The sequence below is a fragment of the Tsuneonella flava genome (assembly GCF_002870965.1).
GTDB lineage: Bacteria > Pseudomonadota > Alphaproteobacteria > Sphingomonadales > Sphingomonadaceae > Tsuneonella > Tsuneonella flava.
The window spans coordinates 148,155-165,027 of sequence record NZ_PHSO01000002.1 but is presented as its reverse complement, the minus strand read 5'-3'; the positions used below and the strand labels follow the sequence as shown (position 1 = coordinate 165,027).

12 protein-coding genes, 3 tRNA genes and 3 rRNA genes are annotated in these 16,873 nt (G+C 57.9%); 16 read left to right on the top strand and 2 right to left on the bottom strand.

Annotated elements, in window-relative coordinates; translation table 11 throughout:
- The 11 genes from CV013_RS02600 to CV013_RS02555 form a co-directional block, all read left to right on the top strand.
- A 16S ribosomal RNA gene (locus CV013_RS02600) occupies positions 1 to 1,016 on the top strand; the annotation flags it as partial.
- Between the two features lie 180 nt (positions 1,017 to 1,196).
- A tRNA-Ile gene (locus tag CV013_RS02595) sits at positions 1,197 to 1,273 on the top strand.
- A 21-nt stretch (positions 1,274 to 1,294) separates the two neighbouring features.
- Positions 1,295 to 1,370: transfer RNA gene (locus CV013_RS02590), tRNA-Ala, on the top strand.
- A gap of 278 nt (positions 1,371 to 1,648) precedes the next feature.
- Positions 1,649 to 4,435 (top strand): 23S ribosomal RNA (locus tag CV013_RS02585).
- Between the two features lie 131 nt (positions 4,436 to 4,566).
- A 5S ribosomal RNA gene (rrf, locus tag CV013_RS02580) occupies positions 4,567 to 4,681 on the top strand.
- A 108-nt stretch (positions 4,682 to 4,789) separates the two neighbouring features.
- Positions 4,790 to 4,866, top strand: a tRNA-Met gene (locus CV013_RS02575).
- 256 nt (positions 4,867 to 5,122) lie between these two features.
- Positions 5,123 to 5,422: a hypothetical protein gene (locus CV013_RS15495; protein WP_123639979.1), complete on the top strand. Its 300-nt coding sequence runs from the start codon at positions 5,123 to 5,125 to the stop codon at positions 5,420 to 5,422.
- A gap of 59 nt (positions 5,423 to 5,481) precedes the next feature.
- Complete coding sequence (locus CV013_RS02570; RefSeq protein WP_102153705.1) at positions 5,482 to 6,240, top strand: helix-turn-helix transcriptional regulator; 759 nt, start codon at positions 5,482 to 5,484, stop codon at positions 6,238 to 6,240.
- 71 nt (positions 6,241 to 6,311) lie between these two features.
- Positions 6,312 to 6,692 (top strand): hypothetical protein, encoded by a 381-nt coding sequence (locus CV013_RS02565; RefSeq protein WP_123639980.1) that lies wholly within the window; start codon positions 6,312 to 6,314, stop codon positions 6,690 to 6,692.
- Between the two features lie 23 nt (positions 6,693 to 6,715).
- Positions 6,716 to 7,264 carry a hypothetical protein gene (locus CV013_RS02560; RefSeq protein ID WP_123639981.1) on the top strand — a complete coding sequence of 183 codons (549 nt, stop codon included), beginning with the start codon at positions 6,716 to 6,718 and terminating at the stop codon, positions 7,262 to 7,264.
- 124 nt (positions 7,265 to 7,388) lie between these two features.
- Positions 7,389 to 7,757, top strand: coding sequence for a hypothetical protein (locus CV013_RS02555; RefSeq protein WP_102153702.1), 369 nt, complete (start codon positions 7,389 to 7,391; stop codon positions 7,755 to 7,757).
- Here the strand turns inward: CV013_RS02555 and CV013_RS02550 are convergent.
- Both CV013_RS02550 and CV013_RS02545 read right to left on the bottom strand, forming a co-directional pair.
- Entirely contained in the window at positions 7,741 to 8,076 is a 336-nt protein-coding gene (locus CV013_RS02550) for a type IV secretory system conjugative DNA transfer family protein (RefSeq protein WP_102153701.1), read from the bottom strand. The genes CV013_RS02555 and CV013_RS02550 overlap by 17 nt on opposite strands.
- A gap of 252 nt (positions 8,077 to 8,328) precedes the next feature.
- On the bottom strand, positions 8,329 to 8,955 hold the full coding sequence (locus CV013_RS02545) for a TetR/AcrR family transcriptional regulator (RefSeq protein WP_102153700.1): 627 nt from the start codon (positions 8,953 to 8,955) through the stop codon (positions 8,329 to 8,331).
- Between the two features lie 96 nt (positions 8,956 to 9,051).
- Between CV013_RS02545 and CV013_RS02540 the strand changes: the two genes are divergently transcribed.
- The 5 genes from CV013_RS02540 (at position 9,052) to CV013_RS02520 (ending at position 16,581) form a co-directional block, all read left to right on the top strand.
- A complete protein-coding gene (locus CV013_RS02540; RefSeq protein ID WP_223805334.1) occupies positions 9,052 to 10,227 on the top strand; it encodes an efflux RND transporter periplasmic adaptor subunit in 1,176 nt (391 codons plus the stop codon).
- Positions 10,228 to 10,230: 3 nt separating this feature from the next.
- Positions 10,231 to 13,479 carry an efflux RND transporter permease subunit gene (locus tag CV013_RS02535; protein ID WP_102153699.1) on the top strand — a complete coding sequence of 1,083 codons (3,249 nt, stop codon included), beginning with the start codon at positions 10,231 to 10,233 and terminating at the stop codon, positions 13,477 to 13,479.
- A complete protein-coding gene (locus CV013_RS02530) occupies positions 13,476 to 14,918 on the top strand; it encodes an efflux transporter outer membrane subunit (RefSeq protein ID WP_102153698.1) in 1,443 nt (480 codons plus the stop codon). The genes CV013_RS02535 and CV013_RS02530 overlap by 4 nt, the downstream gene beginning before the upstream one ends.
- The gene (locus CV013_RS15920) at positions 14,863 to 15,249 is read left to right on the top strand and encodes a copper resistance protein B (RefSeq protein ID WP_328587408.1); all 387 of its coding nucleotides are present in this window, start codon (positions 14,863 to 14,865) and stop codon (positions 15,247 to 15,249) included. The genes CV013_RS02530 and CV013_RS15920 overlap by 56 nt, the downstream gene beginning before the upstream one ends.
- Before the next feature lie 144 nt (positions 15,250 to 15,393).
- Entirely contained in the window at positions 15,394 to 16,581 is a 1,188-nt protein-coding gene (locus tag CV013_RS02520; protein WP_102153696.1) for an 8-amino-7-oxononanoate synthase, read from the top strand.
- The last annotated feature ends 292 nt before the right edge of the window (positions 16,582 to 16,873 follow it).

Here is a 16,873-nt window from a genome sequence, read left to right as displayed (position 1 = left end):
GTAATACGGAGGGAGCTAGCGTTGTTCGGAATTACTGGGCGTAAAGCGCACGTAGGCGGCTTTTCAAGTCAGGGGTGAAATCCCGGGGCTCAACCCCGGAACTGCCCTTGAAACTGGATGGCTAGAATCCTGGAGAGGCGAGTGGAATTCCGAGTGTAGAGGTGAAATTCGTAGATATTCGGAAGAACACCAGTGGCGAAGGCGACTCGCTGGACAGGTATTGACGCTGAGGTGCGAAAGCGTGGGGAGCAAACAGGATTAGATACCCTGGTAGTCCACGCCGTAAACGATGATAACTAGCTGTCCGGGTTCATGGAACTTGGGTGGCGCAGCTAACGCATTAAGTTATCCGCCTGGGGAGTACGGTCGCAAGATTAAAACTCAAAGGAATTGACGGGGGCCTGCACAAGCGGTGGAGCATGTGGTTTAATTCGAAGCAACGCGCAGAACCTTACCAGCCTTTGACATCCTGGTCGCGGATTAGAGAGATCTTTTCCTTCAGTTCGGCTGGACCAGTGACAGGTGCTGCATGGCTGTCGTCAGCTCGTGTCGTGAGATGTTGGGTTAAGTCCCGCAACGAGCGCAACCCTCATCCTTAGTTGCCATCATTTAGTTGGGCACTTTAAGGAAACTGCCGGTGATAAGCCGGAGGAAGGTGGGGATGACGTCAAGTCCTCATGGCCCTTACAGGCTGGGCTACACACGTGCTACAATGGCGATGACAGTGGGCAGCTATCCCGCAAGGGTGAGCTAATCTCCAAAAGTCGTCTCAGTTCGGATTGTCCTCTGCAACTCGAGGGCATGAAGGCGGAATCGCTAGTAATCGCGGATCAGCATGCCGCGGTGAATACGTTCCCAGGCCTTGTACACACCGCCCGTCACACCATGGGAGTTGGTTTCACCCGAAGATCGTGCGCTAACCTTTTAGGAGGCAGCGAGCCACGGTGGGATCAGCGACTGGGGTGAAGTCGTAACAAGGTAGCCGTAGGGGAACCTGCGGCTGGATCACCTCCTTTCTAAGGATATGGCCGAAAGCGTCCGACCTCGCGTCGGAAAGTGCTTCGTCCTTTCCAAAGAACATTGCCGTCGTCCTCATGTCCTTTCATCACTGGAGATTGCCTCAGGCTTGGCCTGTGGCATGACGCCTGAGCTGGCTCACGCCGCCCGCGGCCTTACGGCCAGCTGGGCAGCGGATTGGGCCTGTAGCTCAGTTGGTTAGAGCGCACCCCTGATAAGGGTGAGGTCAGAAGTTCAAATCTTCTCAGGCCCACCATTCCGCACCGCGCTGGCATTAGGGGCCTTAGCTCAGCTGGGAGAGCACCTGCTTTGCAAGCAGGGGGTCATCGGTTCGATCCCGATAGGCTCCACCAGCCGCGCGGTACACTTTCGAGTGTGTGCGATTTCTCCAGGATGAAACGAAAAACTATCCGGCTTCGGTCGGTAGTGGGTGGATTTGCTGCCTGCGATCTTTGACATTGTGAATGGGTTTTTAAATCGATGCCGTGGCGGTATCGTCATACTGATTACGATCAGAGTGACTGATATCATCACAAATCAATCAAATTGATTATCTGGCTGAGATAATTCCTCCGCATCATCGTGAGGCGACTGTGCTTTATGCAGGCCTGTCGTTGATGGTGTGGATTCTCAAGCGTGAGGTAAGAGCATTTGGTGGATGCCTTGGCATGTACAGGCGAAGAAGGACGTGGCACGCTGCGATAAGCGTCGGGGAGTTGTGAGCAAACTTTGATCCGGCGATTTCCGAATGGGGAAACCCACCCTCACCATTTCCTTTCGATCCCTTTTGGGGGTCGGAAAGAGGTGGATAGGGTATCACCGAAGTGAATATATAGCTTTGGTGAAGCGAACCCGGGGAACTGAAACATCTCAGTACCCGGAGGAAAAGACATCAACAGAGATTCCCGTAGTAGTGGCGAGCGAACCGGGACCAGGCCAGTGCTTCATTTTCAACTAGCAGAACACTTTGGAAAGAGTGGCCATAGCGGGTGATAGCCCCGTATGCGAAAGTGATGAATGAAGACTTGAGTAGGGCGGGACACGTGAAATCCTGTCTGAACATGGGGGGACCACCCTCCAAGCCTAAATACTCGTACATGACCGATAGCGAACACAGTACCGTGAGGGAAAGGTGAAAAGCACCCCGATTAGGGGAGTGAAACAGTACCTGAAACCGGATGCTTACAAGCAGTTGGAGCCCCATAGGGGGTGACAGCGTACCTCTTGCATAATGGGTCAGTGACTTAGTGTATCATGCAAGCTTAAGCCGTTAGGTGTAGGCGCAGCGAAAGCGAGTCTGAATAGGGCGACAGAGTATGATGCATTAGACCCGAACCCCGGCGATCTAGGCATGGCCAGGTTGAAGGTGCGGTAACACGCACTGGAGGACCGAACCGGTGAATGTTGAAAAATTCTCGGATGAGCTGTGTTTAGGGGTGAAAGGCCAATCAAGCCGGGAAATAGCTGGTTCTCCGCGAAATCTATTGAGGTAGAGCGTCGGACGTATGCCGATGGGGGTAGAGCACTGGATGGGCTAGGGCTGCGCGAGCGGTACCAAACCTAACCAAACTCCGAATACCATCGAGTCTTATCCGGCAGACAGACGGCGGGTGCTAAGGTCCGTCGTCAAAAGGGAAACAGCCCTAACCTACAGCTAAGGTCCCCAAGTCATCACTAAGTGGGAAAGCATGTGGGAATCCCAAAACAACCAGGAGGTTGGCTTAGAAGCAGCCATCCTTTAAAGAAAGCGTAACAGCTCACTGGTCTAAATAAGGGTTCCTGCGGCGAAGATGTATCGGGGCTAAAGTGATGCACCGAAGCTTAGGGTTGCAGTTTACTGCAGCGGTAGCGGAGCGTTCCGTAAGCGAGCGAAGCCGAAGGGTAACCGACGGTGGACGTATCGGAAGTGAGAATGCTGACATGAGTAGCGACAAACAGGGTGAGATGCCCTGTCGCCGAAAGACCAAGGGTTCCTGCGCAACGCTAATCGGCGCAGGGTGAGCCGGCCCCTAAGACGAGCCCGAAGGGGGTAGTCGATGGGAACCACGTTAATATTCGTGGGCCTGGAGATGTGTGACGGATCGTGGAAGTTGTTCGTTCTTATTGGATTGAACGGGCAGCCAAGCGGTTCCAGGAAATAGCCTCTCCATATAGACCGTACCCGAAACCGACACAGGTGGTCAGGTAGAGTATACCAAGGCGCTTGAGAGAAGTATCCTGAAGGAACTCGGCAAATTGCCTCCGTACCTTCGGAAGAAGGAGGCCCCATCTTAAGGCAACTTTTGGTGGGGGGCACAGGCCAGGGGGTAGCGACTGTTTAGCAAAAACACAGGACTCTGCTAAGTCGGCTTCAAGACGACGTATAGGGTCTGACGCCTGCCCGGTGCTCGAAGGTTAAGAGGAGGAGTGCAAGCTCCGAATTGAAGCCCGAGTAAACGGCGGCCGTAACTATAACGGTCCTAAGGTAGCGAAATTCCTTGTCGGGTAAGTTCCGACCTGCACGAATGGCGTAACGACTTCCCCACTGTCTCCAGGATATGCTCAGCGAAATTGAATTCTCCGTGAAGATGCGGAGTACCCGCGGTTAGACGGAAAGACCCCGTGCACCTTTACTGCAGCTTCAGAGTGGCATTAGGAAAGAGTTGTGTAGCATAGGTGGGAGGCTTTGAAACTTGGGCGCCAGTCCGAGTGGAGCCATAGGTGAAATACCACCCTGCTGTTTTCTGATGTCTAACCTCGCACCGTTATCCGGTGTAGGGACCCTCTGTGGCGGGTAGTTTGACTGGGGCGGTCGCCTCCTAAAGAGTAACGGAGGCGCGCGATGGTAGGCTCAGGACGGTTGGAAACCGTCTGCAAGAGTGCAATGGCATAAGCCTGCCTGACTGCGAGACTGACGAGTCGAGCAGAGACGAAAGTCGGTCATAGTGATCCGGTGGTCCCTCGTGGAAGGGCCATCGCTCAACGGATAAAAGGTACGCCGGGGATAACAGGCTGATGATTCCCAAGAGCTCATATCGACGGAATCGTTTGGCACCTCGATGTCGGCTCATCACATCCTGGGGCTGGAGCAGGTCCCAAGGGTTTGGCTGTTCGCCAATTAAAGTGGTACGTGAGCTGGGTTCAGAACGTCGCGAGACAGTTTGGTCCCTATCTGCCGTGGGCGTCGATACTTGAAAGGAGTTGCCCCTAGTACGAGAGGACCGGGGTGAACGTACCTCTGGTGTACCTGTCATCCTGCCAAGGGTGCCGCAGGGTAGCTATGTACGGACGGGATAACCGCTGAAAGCATCTAAGCGGGAAGCCTCCCTTAAGATAAGGTATCTTCGAACCGTCATAGACCATGACGTTGATAGGCCGGGTGTGGAAGCGCAGTAATGCGTGTAGCTAACCGGTCCTAATAGTTCTTTTCGCGCTTGTTGAATCCCACCATCAACGACAGCCCTGCGCTGTCCGCGATATTGGAGGATTTCTCCAGTCGGATAACGCCCAATAGCTCTCTGTTGGAGAGTATGGTGCATCGATTTAAACCCGCATCCGCCTGCTTCATTGCTTGGTGGCCATAGCGTCTGTGACCCACCCGATCCCATCTCGAACTCGGCCGTGAAACCAGACTGCGCCGATGGTACTAATGCTTAAGCATTGGAAGAGTAGGTCGTCGCCAGGCATTGTAGCCGGCGGGTGCGCGGTAAACCCATTCACTTGTCAGGGCTTTATGCCCTTTTTGGAGGGCCCTTGAGGCCCTCTTTTCGTCTCAATTCGAGGCGATCGGTGCCGCGGGGTGGAGCAGTCCGGTAGCTCGTCAGGCTCATAACCTGAAGGTCGTTGGTTCAAATCCAACCCCCGCAACCAAATAAAACAAGGGCTTAGCTGGATTAGCTAGGCCCTTTTTTCGTTTTTAGACCAAATTTGGACCACCATGCACAGCAAGACGCAACAATCCAACGCAAGCTTTCCTCACGATCATGTCGTTGGGCACATCTACATTTCAGCAACGTTCGCGATCGGCGATCTGTAGAAGCAACGGTGGCTTCAGTCGCTTTGCGTATCGCTTATTGGCTTTAAAAGTGTTGACTGGCACGGGTGCCTTCTTCCCTTTTGGAGCAATTTGGACCAGCGGCTACTGCTGCCTTCCCGAACTTGCCGGTACTCAACAGAGACAGACGACAAAGCCATCATCGCCAGCAATCTCGCTGAAGATAGAAAGATGGAATTACTGCGCGCGCGCCGTCGCTATCTGGAACGCAAGCGAGAACGCGAGCGGGAGAGAGAGACTGCAATCGCACGCAGGGGCTTGACTATCTGGACCGTTGAGTTGGGCGTCTCGGCAATCACCAAAAATCCGAATTGCAGCACTCAGCCGAATACCTTGATGCAGCGGGAGATTTCTGCTTTTTCTTTGTACTGAGAGTTGTGATTGGGAGGTGCCAGTGGTCCACATGGTCCGACTGGCGTTGAAAGCAGAGAATGCAGAAGTTACTGGTTGACTACATTAGTCGCATGGAAGCTGCTGATAGTTTCGATCAAAAGTGGGATTGTCTAACCGATACGCTGCGCACGCTTGGCTTCAATGTGGTCAACTACACTGTTTTTCCGAATACCGAGACATACGAAAACCCGGTCTTCATCGAAAACTTTCGCAACGGTTGGGTAGAGCATTACACCGCGCAGGATTATGGCCCCGAAGATGCCTTGATACCGCATGTCCTGGAGAGCGACATCCCCGCGCTGATGCTTGGTGCCGACGAGCGGCAACCTCTCCAATGGTCGACTAAGGGCAAGCAACTCATTGCGGAAGCCAAAGACGCGGGCATGGAAAGGGCGATAGGCTTTTCCCATAAGAACGGTGACGGGATCGTTGATGGCGGGATCGCTATCGGAACCGACATGATGTCGGCGCACGATTTCTCGACCTTTTTGAATGAACGTGTGCCTCTGCTTTATATAATCTATTCGATCGCATATGGGCGACTACATCCCGAGCGGCGACAAAGGATTGCACTGGACGAACTGAAAATTTCATCTCGGCAATATGACTTGCTTATGGCGCTATGGGGTGGGCTGTCGAACAAACAGATCGCCGAACGGCTGGGTGTCTCTGAAGTGACGGTCTCGTTCCACCTGAAACAGTTGCGTAGCAAGCTGGGATGCAGCCTCAATCGCGAGATCATTCCAAAGGCCTATCATTACGGGCTGATTGGAGCGGTTCCAAGACTAAATACCTGATGCGGGCACGTCATTTCCGCCAGCCTTAATCTTTTTATAGGTTTAACCGAGCCGAAGCGTTCGACTAGCATATGAGTGAACTGCATAGCCTGATGCAGAAACATTTAACGTGCGGAGGCGTGATGTTCACAATTGCACGGTCGAAAACTGTCCCGATGGCGGGCCTGAATTTGGCTTCCTGCGGCGCGTTGTCGGATGGATGCTCTGACGTGGAGATGACTACTCAGCCTGGAATGTTCGACCAGACGGAAATCAGCGTTCGCAACACAGCCGATGAACCCAAGCTGGTTACGCTGGCCATCATTGATAGCGATGGCTCGGAGATCAATTCCGAGACCATGCGCGTAGCCTCCAAGGACATTGTGGAGACTGCAGCCGGCAGTAGGACAAGGAGTCCATTGCGCCCTAATCCTCATTTACTAGGTGAGGCGCATTCTCTGAATCTTATGTGAAAGCGCGCAACCGGGAGGTGACAGTGAAGAAGTTTGGTTGGATAGGCTGTGTGATGGTCGTGGTCGCCGGGTTGAGTGGTTGCGGCGATGCCAGGGGCAGTTACCCCGATGTTGACCGTCAGCTTCAACTGCTTTCCGAATTTCAGCAGGTGAAACGCGGATGTTCGGATGGGCTCACCAGCCAGACGGGCCGCAGTGGCGAGTTTGACGGTGCCGAGGCGTCCGTGTGCGTAGGCAGGATTTCCTCCGAAGAGCCGTACGGTATCACCCTCATCACCGGCGGGTCAGCACAGGCGCGGCCGGGAACGGTTGTCTTCGAGATGAGCAAGCATTCTCATCCCTTGGCCTACGAAGAATTGTACGAATACATGTTCAAGATGGGCGGGATCGAAAGCGATGAAGAGCAACAGAAATTTCGGACTGCGATGCGAGGCGCCCTGCTCGCAAACCAGTATGTCGATACAGCTCGGGGTCGGCCGCAAATAATCTACACAAATGACAGCGGCATGGAGGCGACCATGACGGAAATGGGTCGCAATGAAGTGAACCTACGCTTCAACCCCCCGCAATAGATGACTTCAGCGGAGTCCGAAGCGCTGAACATAAGCAGGCAATTGATCAGAATTCATTGGAATGACTTCGCCTGAAGGAACGTCATCCCAAGACCATGCACATTGGATTTTGAGGAGAATATCTTTGGCTAATGGCAATAGTGCTGATCTGAAATTCGAGCAATGGAAGGGTGCGATGGAGCGCCATGCCAAAGCCAAGAAGGTTGCTACCATCGTGAGTGTGGTCACGGGGTTAGGCTGGCTATTGTTCCTCTATAAAATGAACCAGACCTCGGAGATGGCGTTGCGCTATTCTACCGAGGCCCAAGAATCTGTCGGTTCATGGACGCTCGTTCTATTGGCAATGTCGATAGGAAGCGCTGTTTTGATCGTTGTTTCGGGCAGAGCAAAGAAGCGTGCAAAGGCGCTCGCCGCAAGTCTGGCACCCGAGTTACGCGGTCAGCTTGATGATGCTGACGCTGGGCAGCGGTCCATGATCAATGATCGTTACTAATCGCAGCTCGACGTTTCATTCGCCGCTCCCACCAGTCGAAATAGCGCATTTTGCGGGCGCGGAAGGCAGGGAGGCCTTGCACGAAAATCAGTTGCTCTCTGTCTTTCATGGTGAGGATTTCGCCCGTGGTCATAAGCGGGCGGGCGCCTTCGAACGCGCCTGAATGAAATGAGCCCGCCACGATGTTAAAGGGCAGCGGCGAGCTTTGGCCGTCCGAATGCATTCGCACCATGGCCGTGCCGAGCATATCCGACAGCAGCTTGGCGATTTCAGGGTCTTGTACGTTGAAGGCCTGTCGTACCGCGCAGTTGGCAATCATCGAGCGAGCTTTCGGGTACGAGACGGTGACTGGCCCCAACAGATCTCTGCCGCTGCTCAAGCCGATGAGCTAAGCTGCCGGTCGCATGAGCGTTCAGGCAGGAGCGAATGCGCTGGGCTCAAGATCCATCCCGACCTTTTCGGCCTCGTGACAAGCGTCCGTAATTGACCCGGCTTGCGTCCAGATGCAGAAATTATTGTCGTAAGTCGAAAGATTGCTGTCGCGTGAGGCTTTCCTCACGATCCGAGAGGGTTACTTTCGAACCAGTTTGTCGAGCCCTGCGCCTTTCATAAATATCTGCAGGCGTGCGTTTGTGCGCTCCGGGGAATGGACGATTTCTGTGCTGTGACTGATGGCGTCGCTGTGCATATCGCTGGCGATCACGTCGAGAAACATGTCGGCCAGCACTTCGGGGCTGGCAGTTAGTTCGGCCCCGTCCTGTTGCCATTGGGCAAACATCTCGACGAGATCGTCGCGCTTTCGGGTAGCTGTCTGATCAAAGAATTTCTTAGCGAATGCCTGATCCTCAATGCAGCGGGTCATAACGATCCGCGCAAGGGCGAGGAATTCGGGATCGAGTAATTGCTCTCGCAGGTCGGCTGCGATGAGGGGCAGAGTTTCTTGCGGGTTGCTACGCATAGAGGCAAGTCTGCGGCTCAAACTCTCGCTTATTGCCGAATGGTCGAACACCACTGCCTCAAGCAATCCGTCCTTGTTCCCGAACAGTTTGTAAAGGGTCGCCAGAGAGCCTCCGGCAAGCTCCACAATGCTCCCCAGAGTCGTGCGTTCGTATCCCTGTTCGATGAACAGGGCGCGTGCCGCGTCGATGAATGCACGGCGGCGTTGATCGAGGCGGCAGCAGAGGGTGTCTGTAATCATAGGTAAACAACTTCTCTCAAAGGTGCTTGCGATGCAATCGTGTAATGGCTATTACACCTTCGCACCTGCACAAGACCTGACTGAAAGTTTCTCTCCATGATTCGACCGTTTGCTGGCCTGCTGGCCAGCCTCGCCCTAGCTGCCTGCTCTGCTGCAGAGGAGGCGCCCGCACCAGCTGCCGTGCCGGTTCAGGCTGTCACTATCGCTGCGCGTTCCGTCCCATATGTGATCGAACTCCCGGGCAGGGTCGAAGCGTTCAGGACTGCGGAAGTGCGCGCTCGGGTGACCGGCATCGTACAGGCACGATCTTTCCGCGAAGGTAGCGATGTGGCCGCGGGCCAGCCCTTGTTCCGCATCGACCCGCGCGAAATGCAGGCCAGCTATTCGCAGACCGCAGCGGCGCTTCAGCAAGCCCGTGCCACGGCGACCAATGCCCGGGCGGTCGTGCGCCGCTACGAACCTCTGGTCGGCGAAAACGCCATCAGTCGGCAGGAATACGATGCGGCGCTGGCAGCCGCGCGCGCGGCCGACGCTAATGTCGCGCAATTGCAGCAGCAGCTACGCGGCGCTTCGCTCCAGCTCGGGTATACGACCGTGCGGGCACCGATCGCCGGCCGTGCGGGCCGTGCCGAGGTCACAGAAGGTGCGCTGGTAACTCAGGGTGAAGGCACTTTGCTCACCCGGATCGAACAGATTTCGCGCGTCTATGTCAGTTTCGCTCAGTCCGCGAGCGAGGTCATGGCTCTGCGCCGTGCCGTAGCAGCGGGTGAAATCAAAACGGCGGACGGTGGCAGTATGCCTGTATCGCTGACCTTCAGCGACGGGACAGATTACCCCGGCACGGGTACTATCGATTTCCAGGGGCTGTCGGTCGATGCGCAAACCGGCACTATCGGTTTGCGCGCGATATTCGACAACCCGCAACGTCTGTTGCTGCCCGGTGAATTCGTCCGCGCCAGGATCGTGGCGGGCAATCGGGCGGATGGCATCGCGGTGCCCCAGCGCGCCGTCTCGCTGAGCGAGGATAGCGCGTCGGTTTTCGTGATTGGCAAGGATGGTAAAGCGCAAATTCGCCCGATCGAACTGGGCGAGATGTTCGACGGATTCTGGATCGTGAAGCGCGGCTTGTCCGTGGGCGATGTAGTCATCACCAGCAATCTGCAAAAACTGCGCCCCGGTGCCCCGGTGCAAATCGCCAAGACCCAGACGGGCAGCAAGCCTGCGGCCAAGCCCGCCGCCAAGCAACCCGCACGCACCAGCGGAGCCAAATAAATCATGGCACGCTTTTTCATCGACAGACCCATCTTCGCCTGGGTCGTTTCGCTCGGCATTCTGCTGGCTGGGTTCCTCGCTCTGCGCGCGCTGCCCGTCGAGCAATATCCCGAAGTCGCCCCCCCCTCGTTGACTATCAGCGTGGTCTATCCCGGTGCCGATGCCAAGACCCTGGAAGAGAACGTCACTCAGGTGATCGAGCAGCAGCTCAACGGGGTCGAGGGCTTTCTCTACATGTCCTCGTCCAGCCTTTCGAACGGCACAGCAAGCATTACGCTGACCTTCGAAGCCGGGACCAATATCGATATCGCTCAGACCGAAGTTCAGAACCGGTTGAGCACGGTCGAAGCGCGGCTGCCCGAAGAGGTTCGTCGACAGGGCATCACCATGCGGCAGGCCGATGACACCTTCCTGATGATCGTCGCGTTGACATCGGAAGGGGGCGCCCAGAGCCCGACCGATCTTGGCAATATAGCTGCAACGCAAGTGGCGGACGAGTTGCGCCGCGTGCCGGGCGTAGGCGATGTGCTGGTGTTCGGATCGGAATACGCTATGCGTATCTGGCTCGATCCCGACGCGCTCGCTTCCTATAACCTGTCGCCTAGCGAGGTTCTCGCCGCGGTGCGCGAACAGAACGCGCAGACGGCCGGTGGTTCGATCGGCGCGCAGCCGACGACCAACGGGCAAGAGATTACCGCGACGATCTCCACCGATGGCCGTTTCAGCACGGTCGAGGAGTTCAAGAATATCATCCTGCGTGCCAGCAATGGTGCAGCGGTGGTGCGGCTGGGCGACGTCGCGCGGGTCGAACTCGGCGCGCAGACTTATGCATACGACACCACTCTTAACCGACAGCCGATGGCCGGGATGGCGATCCAGCTGGGGACCGGTGCCAATGCGCTCGCTGCGGCGGAAGGCGTGAAGGAACGCCTGGCCGAGATCGCGCCCTCGCTGCCTGACGGTGTTGTCTGGTCGATTCCCTACGACACGACGCCATTCGTCGATGCGTCGGTCGAGGAAGTGGTGAAGACACTGGTCGAGGCTATGTTCCTCGTCTTCCTTGTCATGTTCCTGTTTCTGCAGAACTGGCGTGCAACCCTGATCCCGACGCTGGTTGTGCCGATTGCGCTGGCTGGGGCTTGCCTTGGTCTGTGGCTGTTCGGTTTTTCGATCAACGTTCTGTCGCTGTTCGGTATGGTGCTGGCGATCGGTATCCTGGTCGACGACGCGATCGTGGTGATCGAGAATGTCGAGCGGATCATGCGCGACGAAGGCTTGCCCCCGTTGCAGGCGACACGCAAGGCGATGGGGCAGATCAGCGGCGCGATCATCGGGATCACGCTTGTGCTGGTCGCGGTGTTCATCCCGATGGCGTTCTTCCCCGGGTCGACAGGCGGAATCTATCGCCAGTTCTCGGTCACGCTCTCTGTTTCGATCTTCTTCTCCGCGCTTCTCGCCCTGTCGCTGACCCCGGCACTGTGCGCGACCTTCCTTAAGCCGATCGAGAAAGGGCACGATCATTCCGCCGAAGTAGAGGTGGATGAAGAGGCCGAGGCGCAGCCCGGCTGGCGTGGCCTGCTGGCGCGTGCGCGGGGCAAGTCTGCCCGCTTCTTCGCCGGGTTCAATCGCTGGTTCGCACGTATGCAGGACAAGTACGGGCGTGCCAATGATCGCATCCTGTCGCGCCCGATGCGCGCATTCGCGGTATTCCTCGCGCTGGCTCTCGTCACGGTGCTGTTGTTCATGCGCCTGCCGACTGCCTTCCTGCCGGACGAAGATCAGGGGTACCTGATCACTGCGGTGCAGGCACCTCCGGGGGCCACCCGCGAACGGACCGAGGAGTCGCTCGACCAAATCTCCGACTACTGGCTGGGGCGCAAAGAGGTCGAAAAACTCGTCGTCGTGCGCGGATTCAGCTTCTTCGGTCAGGGGCAGAATCAGGCGATTATGTTCACTACTTTCAAGCCGTGGAAAGAACGGACCGAAGCAGGCAGCAGCGCCAGCGCCATACTGGCGGACGCCACGGCCCGGTTCAACCAGATCGAAGGGGCGCTGTCTTTCGTGATCCAGCCGCCTGCAATCCAGTCTCTGGGCGAGGCGACCGGCTTTTCGCTCAAGCTGCAGGACCGTGCCGGGCTGGGCCGCGAGGCGCTGACCGCTGCGCGCGACCAATTGCTGGGCATGGCGTCGCAAAGCGATGTCATCGCCAATCTGCGGCCCGAGGACCAGGGGCCAAGCCCAGAGGTCAAGATCGACATCGATCGGGTTCAGGCGCGCGCGCTCGGCCTGTCGTTGAACGACGTGAATGCGGCGCTGTCGATCACGTTCGGTTCGGCCTACGCCAACGACTTCAACCGCAATGGCCGTGTGTTGCAAGTCCTCGTACAGGCAGACGCGCCTTATCGCATGACACCCGACGAAGTGCTGGCGCTACGCATTCCCAATGCGAAGGGTGAACTTGTGCCCTTCAGCGCCTTTGCCAAGGCGGACTGGTCTGCGTCACCCGCCAGCCTGTCGCGCTATAACGGGTATCCCGCGATGACCCTCTCGGGCATGGCCGCGCCGGGTAAATCCTCGGGCGCCGCACTGACGGCGATGGAAGAGATGGCTAACCAGCTGCCTCAGGGTATCGGTTACGAATGGACCGGCATTTCCTACGAGGAAAAGCAGGCCGGCGGTCAGATCGGGCTCCTGCTCGGCCTGTCGGTGGTGGTCGTGTTCCTGGTGCTGGCTGCGCTCTACGAAAGCTGGGCGGTGCCGCTGGCGGTGCTTCTGATCGTCCCGATGGGCGTGCTGGGCGCGGTGCTGTTCTCGATGCTGCGTGGTCTCTCGGCGGACGTCTATTTCAACGTTGGCCTGATCACTATCATCGGCCTTGCCGCGAAGAACGCGATCCTGATCGTCGAATTCGCGATCGAGGAAGAGGAGCGCGGCCTCAGGCGGATCGATGCGGTTAAGGCAGCTGCCAAATTGCGACTGCGGCCGATCATCATGACCTCGCTCGCCTTTACCATGGGCATGGTCCCGCTGGTGCTGGCAAGTGGCGCAGGCGCGGCCAGCCGCATCGCGGTCGGCACGGGTGTGATGGGCGGCATGATCGCTGCAACCGTGCTGGGCATCTTCCTGATCCCCATGCTCTACCTGCTGGTGCGGCGGAAGATCAGCCGCAAGCAGCCGGCAGCCGTCGGGCATCTGGACGAGTCCGACACCGAACCACCAGCATCCAACAGCAAAGGGGAGCCCGCGCGATGAACCGTCCCGTCAGAACCCTGATCGCGCTTGCGCTATCCTCCAGCGCGCTGGCTGGCTGTGTAAACCTGGCGCCTGAACACACTCGCCCGTCGGCGGCGACCGCGCCCGCGTTCGATCCCGAATACCGGCCCGATGGTGAGGTGGTCGCTTCGCAGCTTTCCTATCGCGACTGGTTCGCCGATCCGCGATTGGAAATGCTGATTGCAACGGCCTTGCAGAACAATCGCGATCTGATCGCTGCAACCGCGCGAATCGAACAGGCGCGGGCGCGCTACCGGATCGAGGATAGTCGTCGCCTGCCGACGGCTGTCGCCGATGCCAGCGGCACGCGTGCACGCAGCCAGGTGCAAAGCGGGGCAACCGCCGATGATGTGACAGCTGTCACCGGCAACCGGTTTTCGGTCGGCGTAGGCGTTAGCGCTTATGAAATCGATTTCTGGGGTCGGATTGCGAATATGAGCGAGGCCGCACGCGCGCGGTATCTGGCAAGTGTCGCGGCGCAGCGGGCATTCTACCTTTCGCTGATCGCTGACACGGCCAACACCTACTTCGCTTTGGTCGAAGCTCGCGAACAGATCGCTCTTGCACAGGCAACCGCTGAAAGCCGCGAAGAGGGTTTGCGTCTGGCTCGCTTGCGGCTCGATCAAGGTGTCATTTCGGCTTTGCCCTATCGGCAGGCGGAAACCCTGCTGACGCAGGCCCGGCAGGATCTGGCGGCTCAGCGTCTGGCGGCTGCCCGGCTGGAAAATCAGCTGGCCGTGCTGGTCGGCGGTCGCATACCGGCAGAGATGCCCGATGGGCTTTCGCTGGCGGCACAGGGTGACGATCGTCGGCTGGATCCGGGGATGCCATCGGATCTGTTGCTCCTGCGTCCCGACATCATTGCTGCGGAAGAGAACCTGCGCGCGGCCCGCGCCGATATCGGTGCGGCGCGTGCGGCCTTCTTCCCCAACATCTCGCTGACCGGTAACGCGGGTTTTGCATCGAGCAGCCTCGACGGATTGTTTTCCAGCGACGGTTTCGGCTGGTCGTTCGGGCCGAAGATCAGTTTGCCAATCTTCGACTGGGGCGCACGCGAGGCCAATCTCGATCTCGCCCGCGCGTTGGAAGTCGAACAGGTCGCAGTTTACGATCGCACTGTGCAAGGGGCTTTCCGCGAAGTCGCTGACGCCTTGGCCGGGCGGCGCTACCTCGCTGAACAGATTGCCGTGCTGGAACAGGCTGTTGCCGCGCAACAGCATCTCACGCGCATCGCCACTCTGCGAAATCGCGAAGGGGTGGCCGATTATCTGGAGGTGCTTGACGCGCAGCGCAATTTGCTGGCCTCCCGCCAGCAGTTGCTGGCGACACAGCGGGCGTGGCTGCAAAACCGCGCGACGTTGTTTGTCGCGCTGGGCGGGGGCTTTGAAGCCGCCCCTGCGAATACCCCCGGCGAATAGGCACTACTGGGGCGAAGGCGGGCGGTTCGTTTTCTCCCCGGCAGTTCAGATCACTTCGACGACAGCGGGGGGGCGGGTCAAGCTGGTCAACGACACGATGGTGGCGCACCCGATCCATCTGCACGGTCATTTCTTCGAACTGGGGGGCGGCGCGGGGCTGGATTCGGCAGAAGCCGGGTTGCGCCTGCACTACGAATTCACGCGCGAATTTGCCCCAGATGTCGGCATTGAACAGGAATGGAAGGCGGGCGGGAGCGCCGACTATGCCCGTGCTGCGGGCGAAGATCCGAGCGTGACGAATTATGTCGTCGACCTCCATTTCTGGTTCTGATCCGTCCTGGCGAAGAAACGCTGGCCCCGGCGCGCCGGGCGAGATCGCGGAGTGGATGGCTTCGGGGGGCGTGGTATTTGCCGGGTTGCTCTGCCATGGAGCCCTCGGAACGACGATAGCAATCGCGGAAGGGGGCCTGATCGCATGGCGGATGAAGAGCGGATTTCAACGGCTCCCGATGGTGCAAATGGTGCCCAGCCGTCGCATCGGTCCGATCTGTTCGCGCGGCAGCGGGCCGACCTGGCTCACCTCAGACAGATCGGGCGATATCGTACGCTGTCCCCTAAAAGCGGAACGGACTTTTCCTCCAACGATTATCTTGGCCTTGCGGCATCCGATGAACTGAACCGGATCGCCCGCGACATTGTTGCAGACGGGGTGCCTGTGGGATCGGGCGGTTCGCGCTTGTTACGAGGGAATTGCTCCGAACATGTCGCGTTGGAACGGTTTGCTGCGGAATTCTTCGCTAGTGAATCCGCGCTGTTCCTGTCGAGCGGCTTTGCCGCCAATTCCGCGCTGTTTGCCACTTTGCCGCAGACCGGCGATCTGATCGTGTGCGACGAACTGATCCACGCCAGCATCCATGATGGCCTGCGTGTCACGCGCGCCGAACATTGCGTTGTGGCGCACAACGATGCCTCTGCGTTCGAGAGTGCCGCGCGCGCATGGCGGCGCGATCATCCCGAAGGGCGCATCTGGATTGGCGTGGAATCTGTGTACAGCATGGATGGCGATAGCGCGCCGCTGGCCGATCTGGCTGTGATCGCGGAAAGATACGATGCCGTTCTGGTGATCGACGAAGCCCACGCGACCGGTGTGCTTGGCCCGATGGGGCGGGGCCTTTCGGCCGATCTGCCGAGGCGCGACAATGTGATCAGCGTACATACCTGTGGCAAGGCGCTGGGGTGCGAAGGGGCGCTGGTTTGCGCCCCGGCGGTGGTGAGCGAATTCCTCGTCAACCGCGGGCGGGGTTTCATCTTCTCGACCGCGCCATCGCCCTTTATCGCACAACTGGTGCATGAAACGCTGCTGTTTGTCGGACGGTCGGACTATCTGCGCGCCGAACTGGCGGCGAATGTCCGACTGGCCGCGCAATTGCTCGAACCACTGGGCGCATTGGGCGGGGGGCATATCGTGCCGCTGATCGTGGGCGACGACCGGCAGACGATGGCTATCGCCGGGGCGTTGCAGGATGCCGGACTGGATGTGCGCGGCATCAGACCGCCGACGGTGCCCCCCGGCACCGGGCGTCTGCGTATCTCGATCACGCGCAATGTGGATCGGACCGATATCGTGCGACTGGCCGAACTGCTTGCCGACCTGTTGCCATAGCGCGGGGCTTGCGTCGCTCAGCCGGACTTTGCCGGGGCGGATCGGTGCGGGATGGGGCTGACTTTCTTTCGCCAGACATGCCCTGAATTGTTTTGAGCGGGCGCATCAGAGGCGTTTGGTTAACAAATAATTTGATTTCCGCTTGTCGTCGACAATTGTTTTATTGAATACAGGCGTATGATGGCAATACAGTCAATTAAATATTGAAATGTGATTCCTGAATTCAATCCTACACTTGTGTGACATGATTTATATGTCACCCTGATCATTCGCGATTCATCGATGGTAGTGA

What these genes read in the sequence shown, in the direction of transcription:
- CV013_RS02570 (WP_102153705.1), top strand. Translation starts at nt 5,482, where the DNA reads ATGCAGAAGTTACTGGTTGACTACATTAGTCGCATGGAAGCTGCTGAT.
- CV013_RS02565 (WP_123639980.1), top strand. Translation starts at nt 6,312, where the DNA reads ATGAGTGAACTGCATAGCCTGATGCAGAAACATTTAACGTGCGGAGGC.
- CV013_RS02550 (WP_102153701.1), bottom strand. Translation starts at nt 8,076, where the DNA reads ATGATTGCCAACTGCGCGGTACGACAGGCCTTCAACGTACAAGACCCT.
- CV013_RS02545 (WP_102153700.1), bottom strand. Translation starts at nt 8,955, where the DNA reads ATGATTACAGACACCCTCTGCTGCCGCCTCGATCAACGCCGCCGTGCA.
- CV013_RS02540 (WP_223805334.1), top strand. Translation starts at nt 9,052, where the DNA reads ATGATTCGACCGTTTGCTGGCCTGCTGGCCAGCCTCGCCCTAGCTGCC.
- CV013_RS02535 (WP_102153699.1), top strand. Translation starts at nt 10,231, where the DNA reads ATGGCACGCTTTTTCATCGACAGACCCATCTTCGCCTGGGTCGTTTCG.
- CV013_RS02530 (WP_102153698.1), top strand. Translation starts at nt 13,476, where the DNA reads ATGAACCGTCCCGTCAGAACCCTGATCGCGCTTGCGCTATCCTCCAGC.
- CV013_RS02520 (WP_102153696.1), top strand. Translation starts at nt 15,394, where the DNA reads ATGGCGGATGAAGAGCGGATTTCAACGGCTCCCGATGGTGCAAATGGT.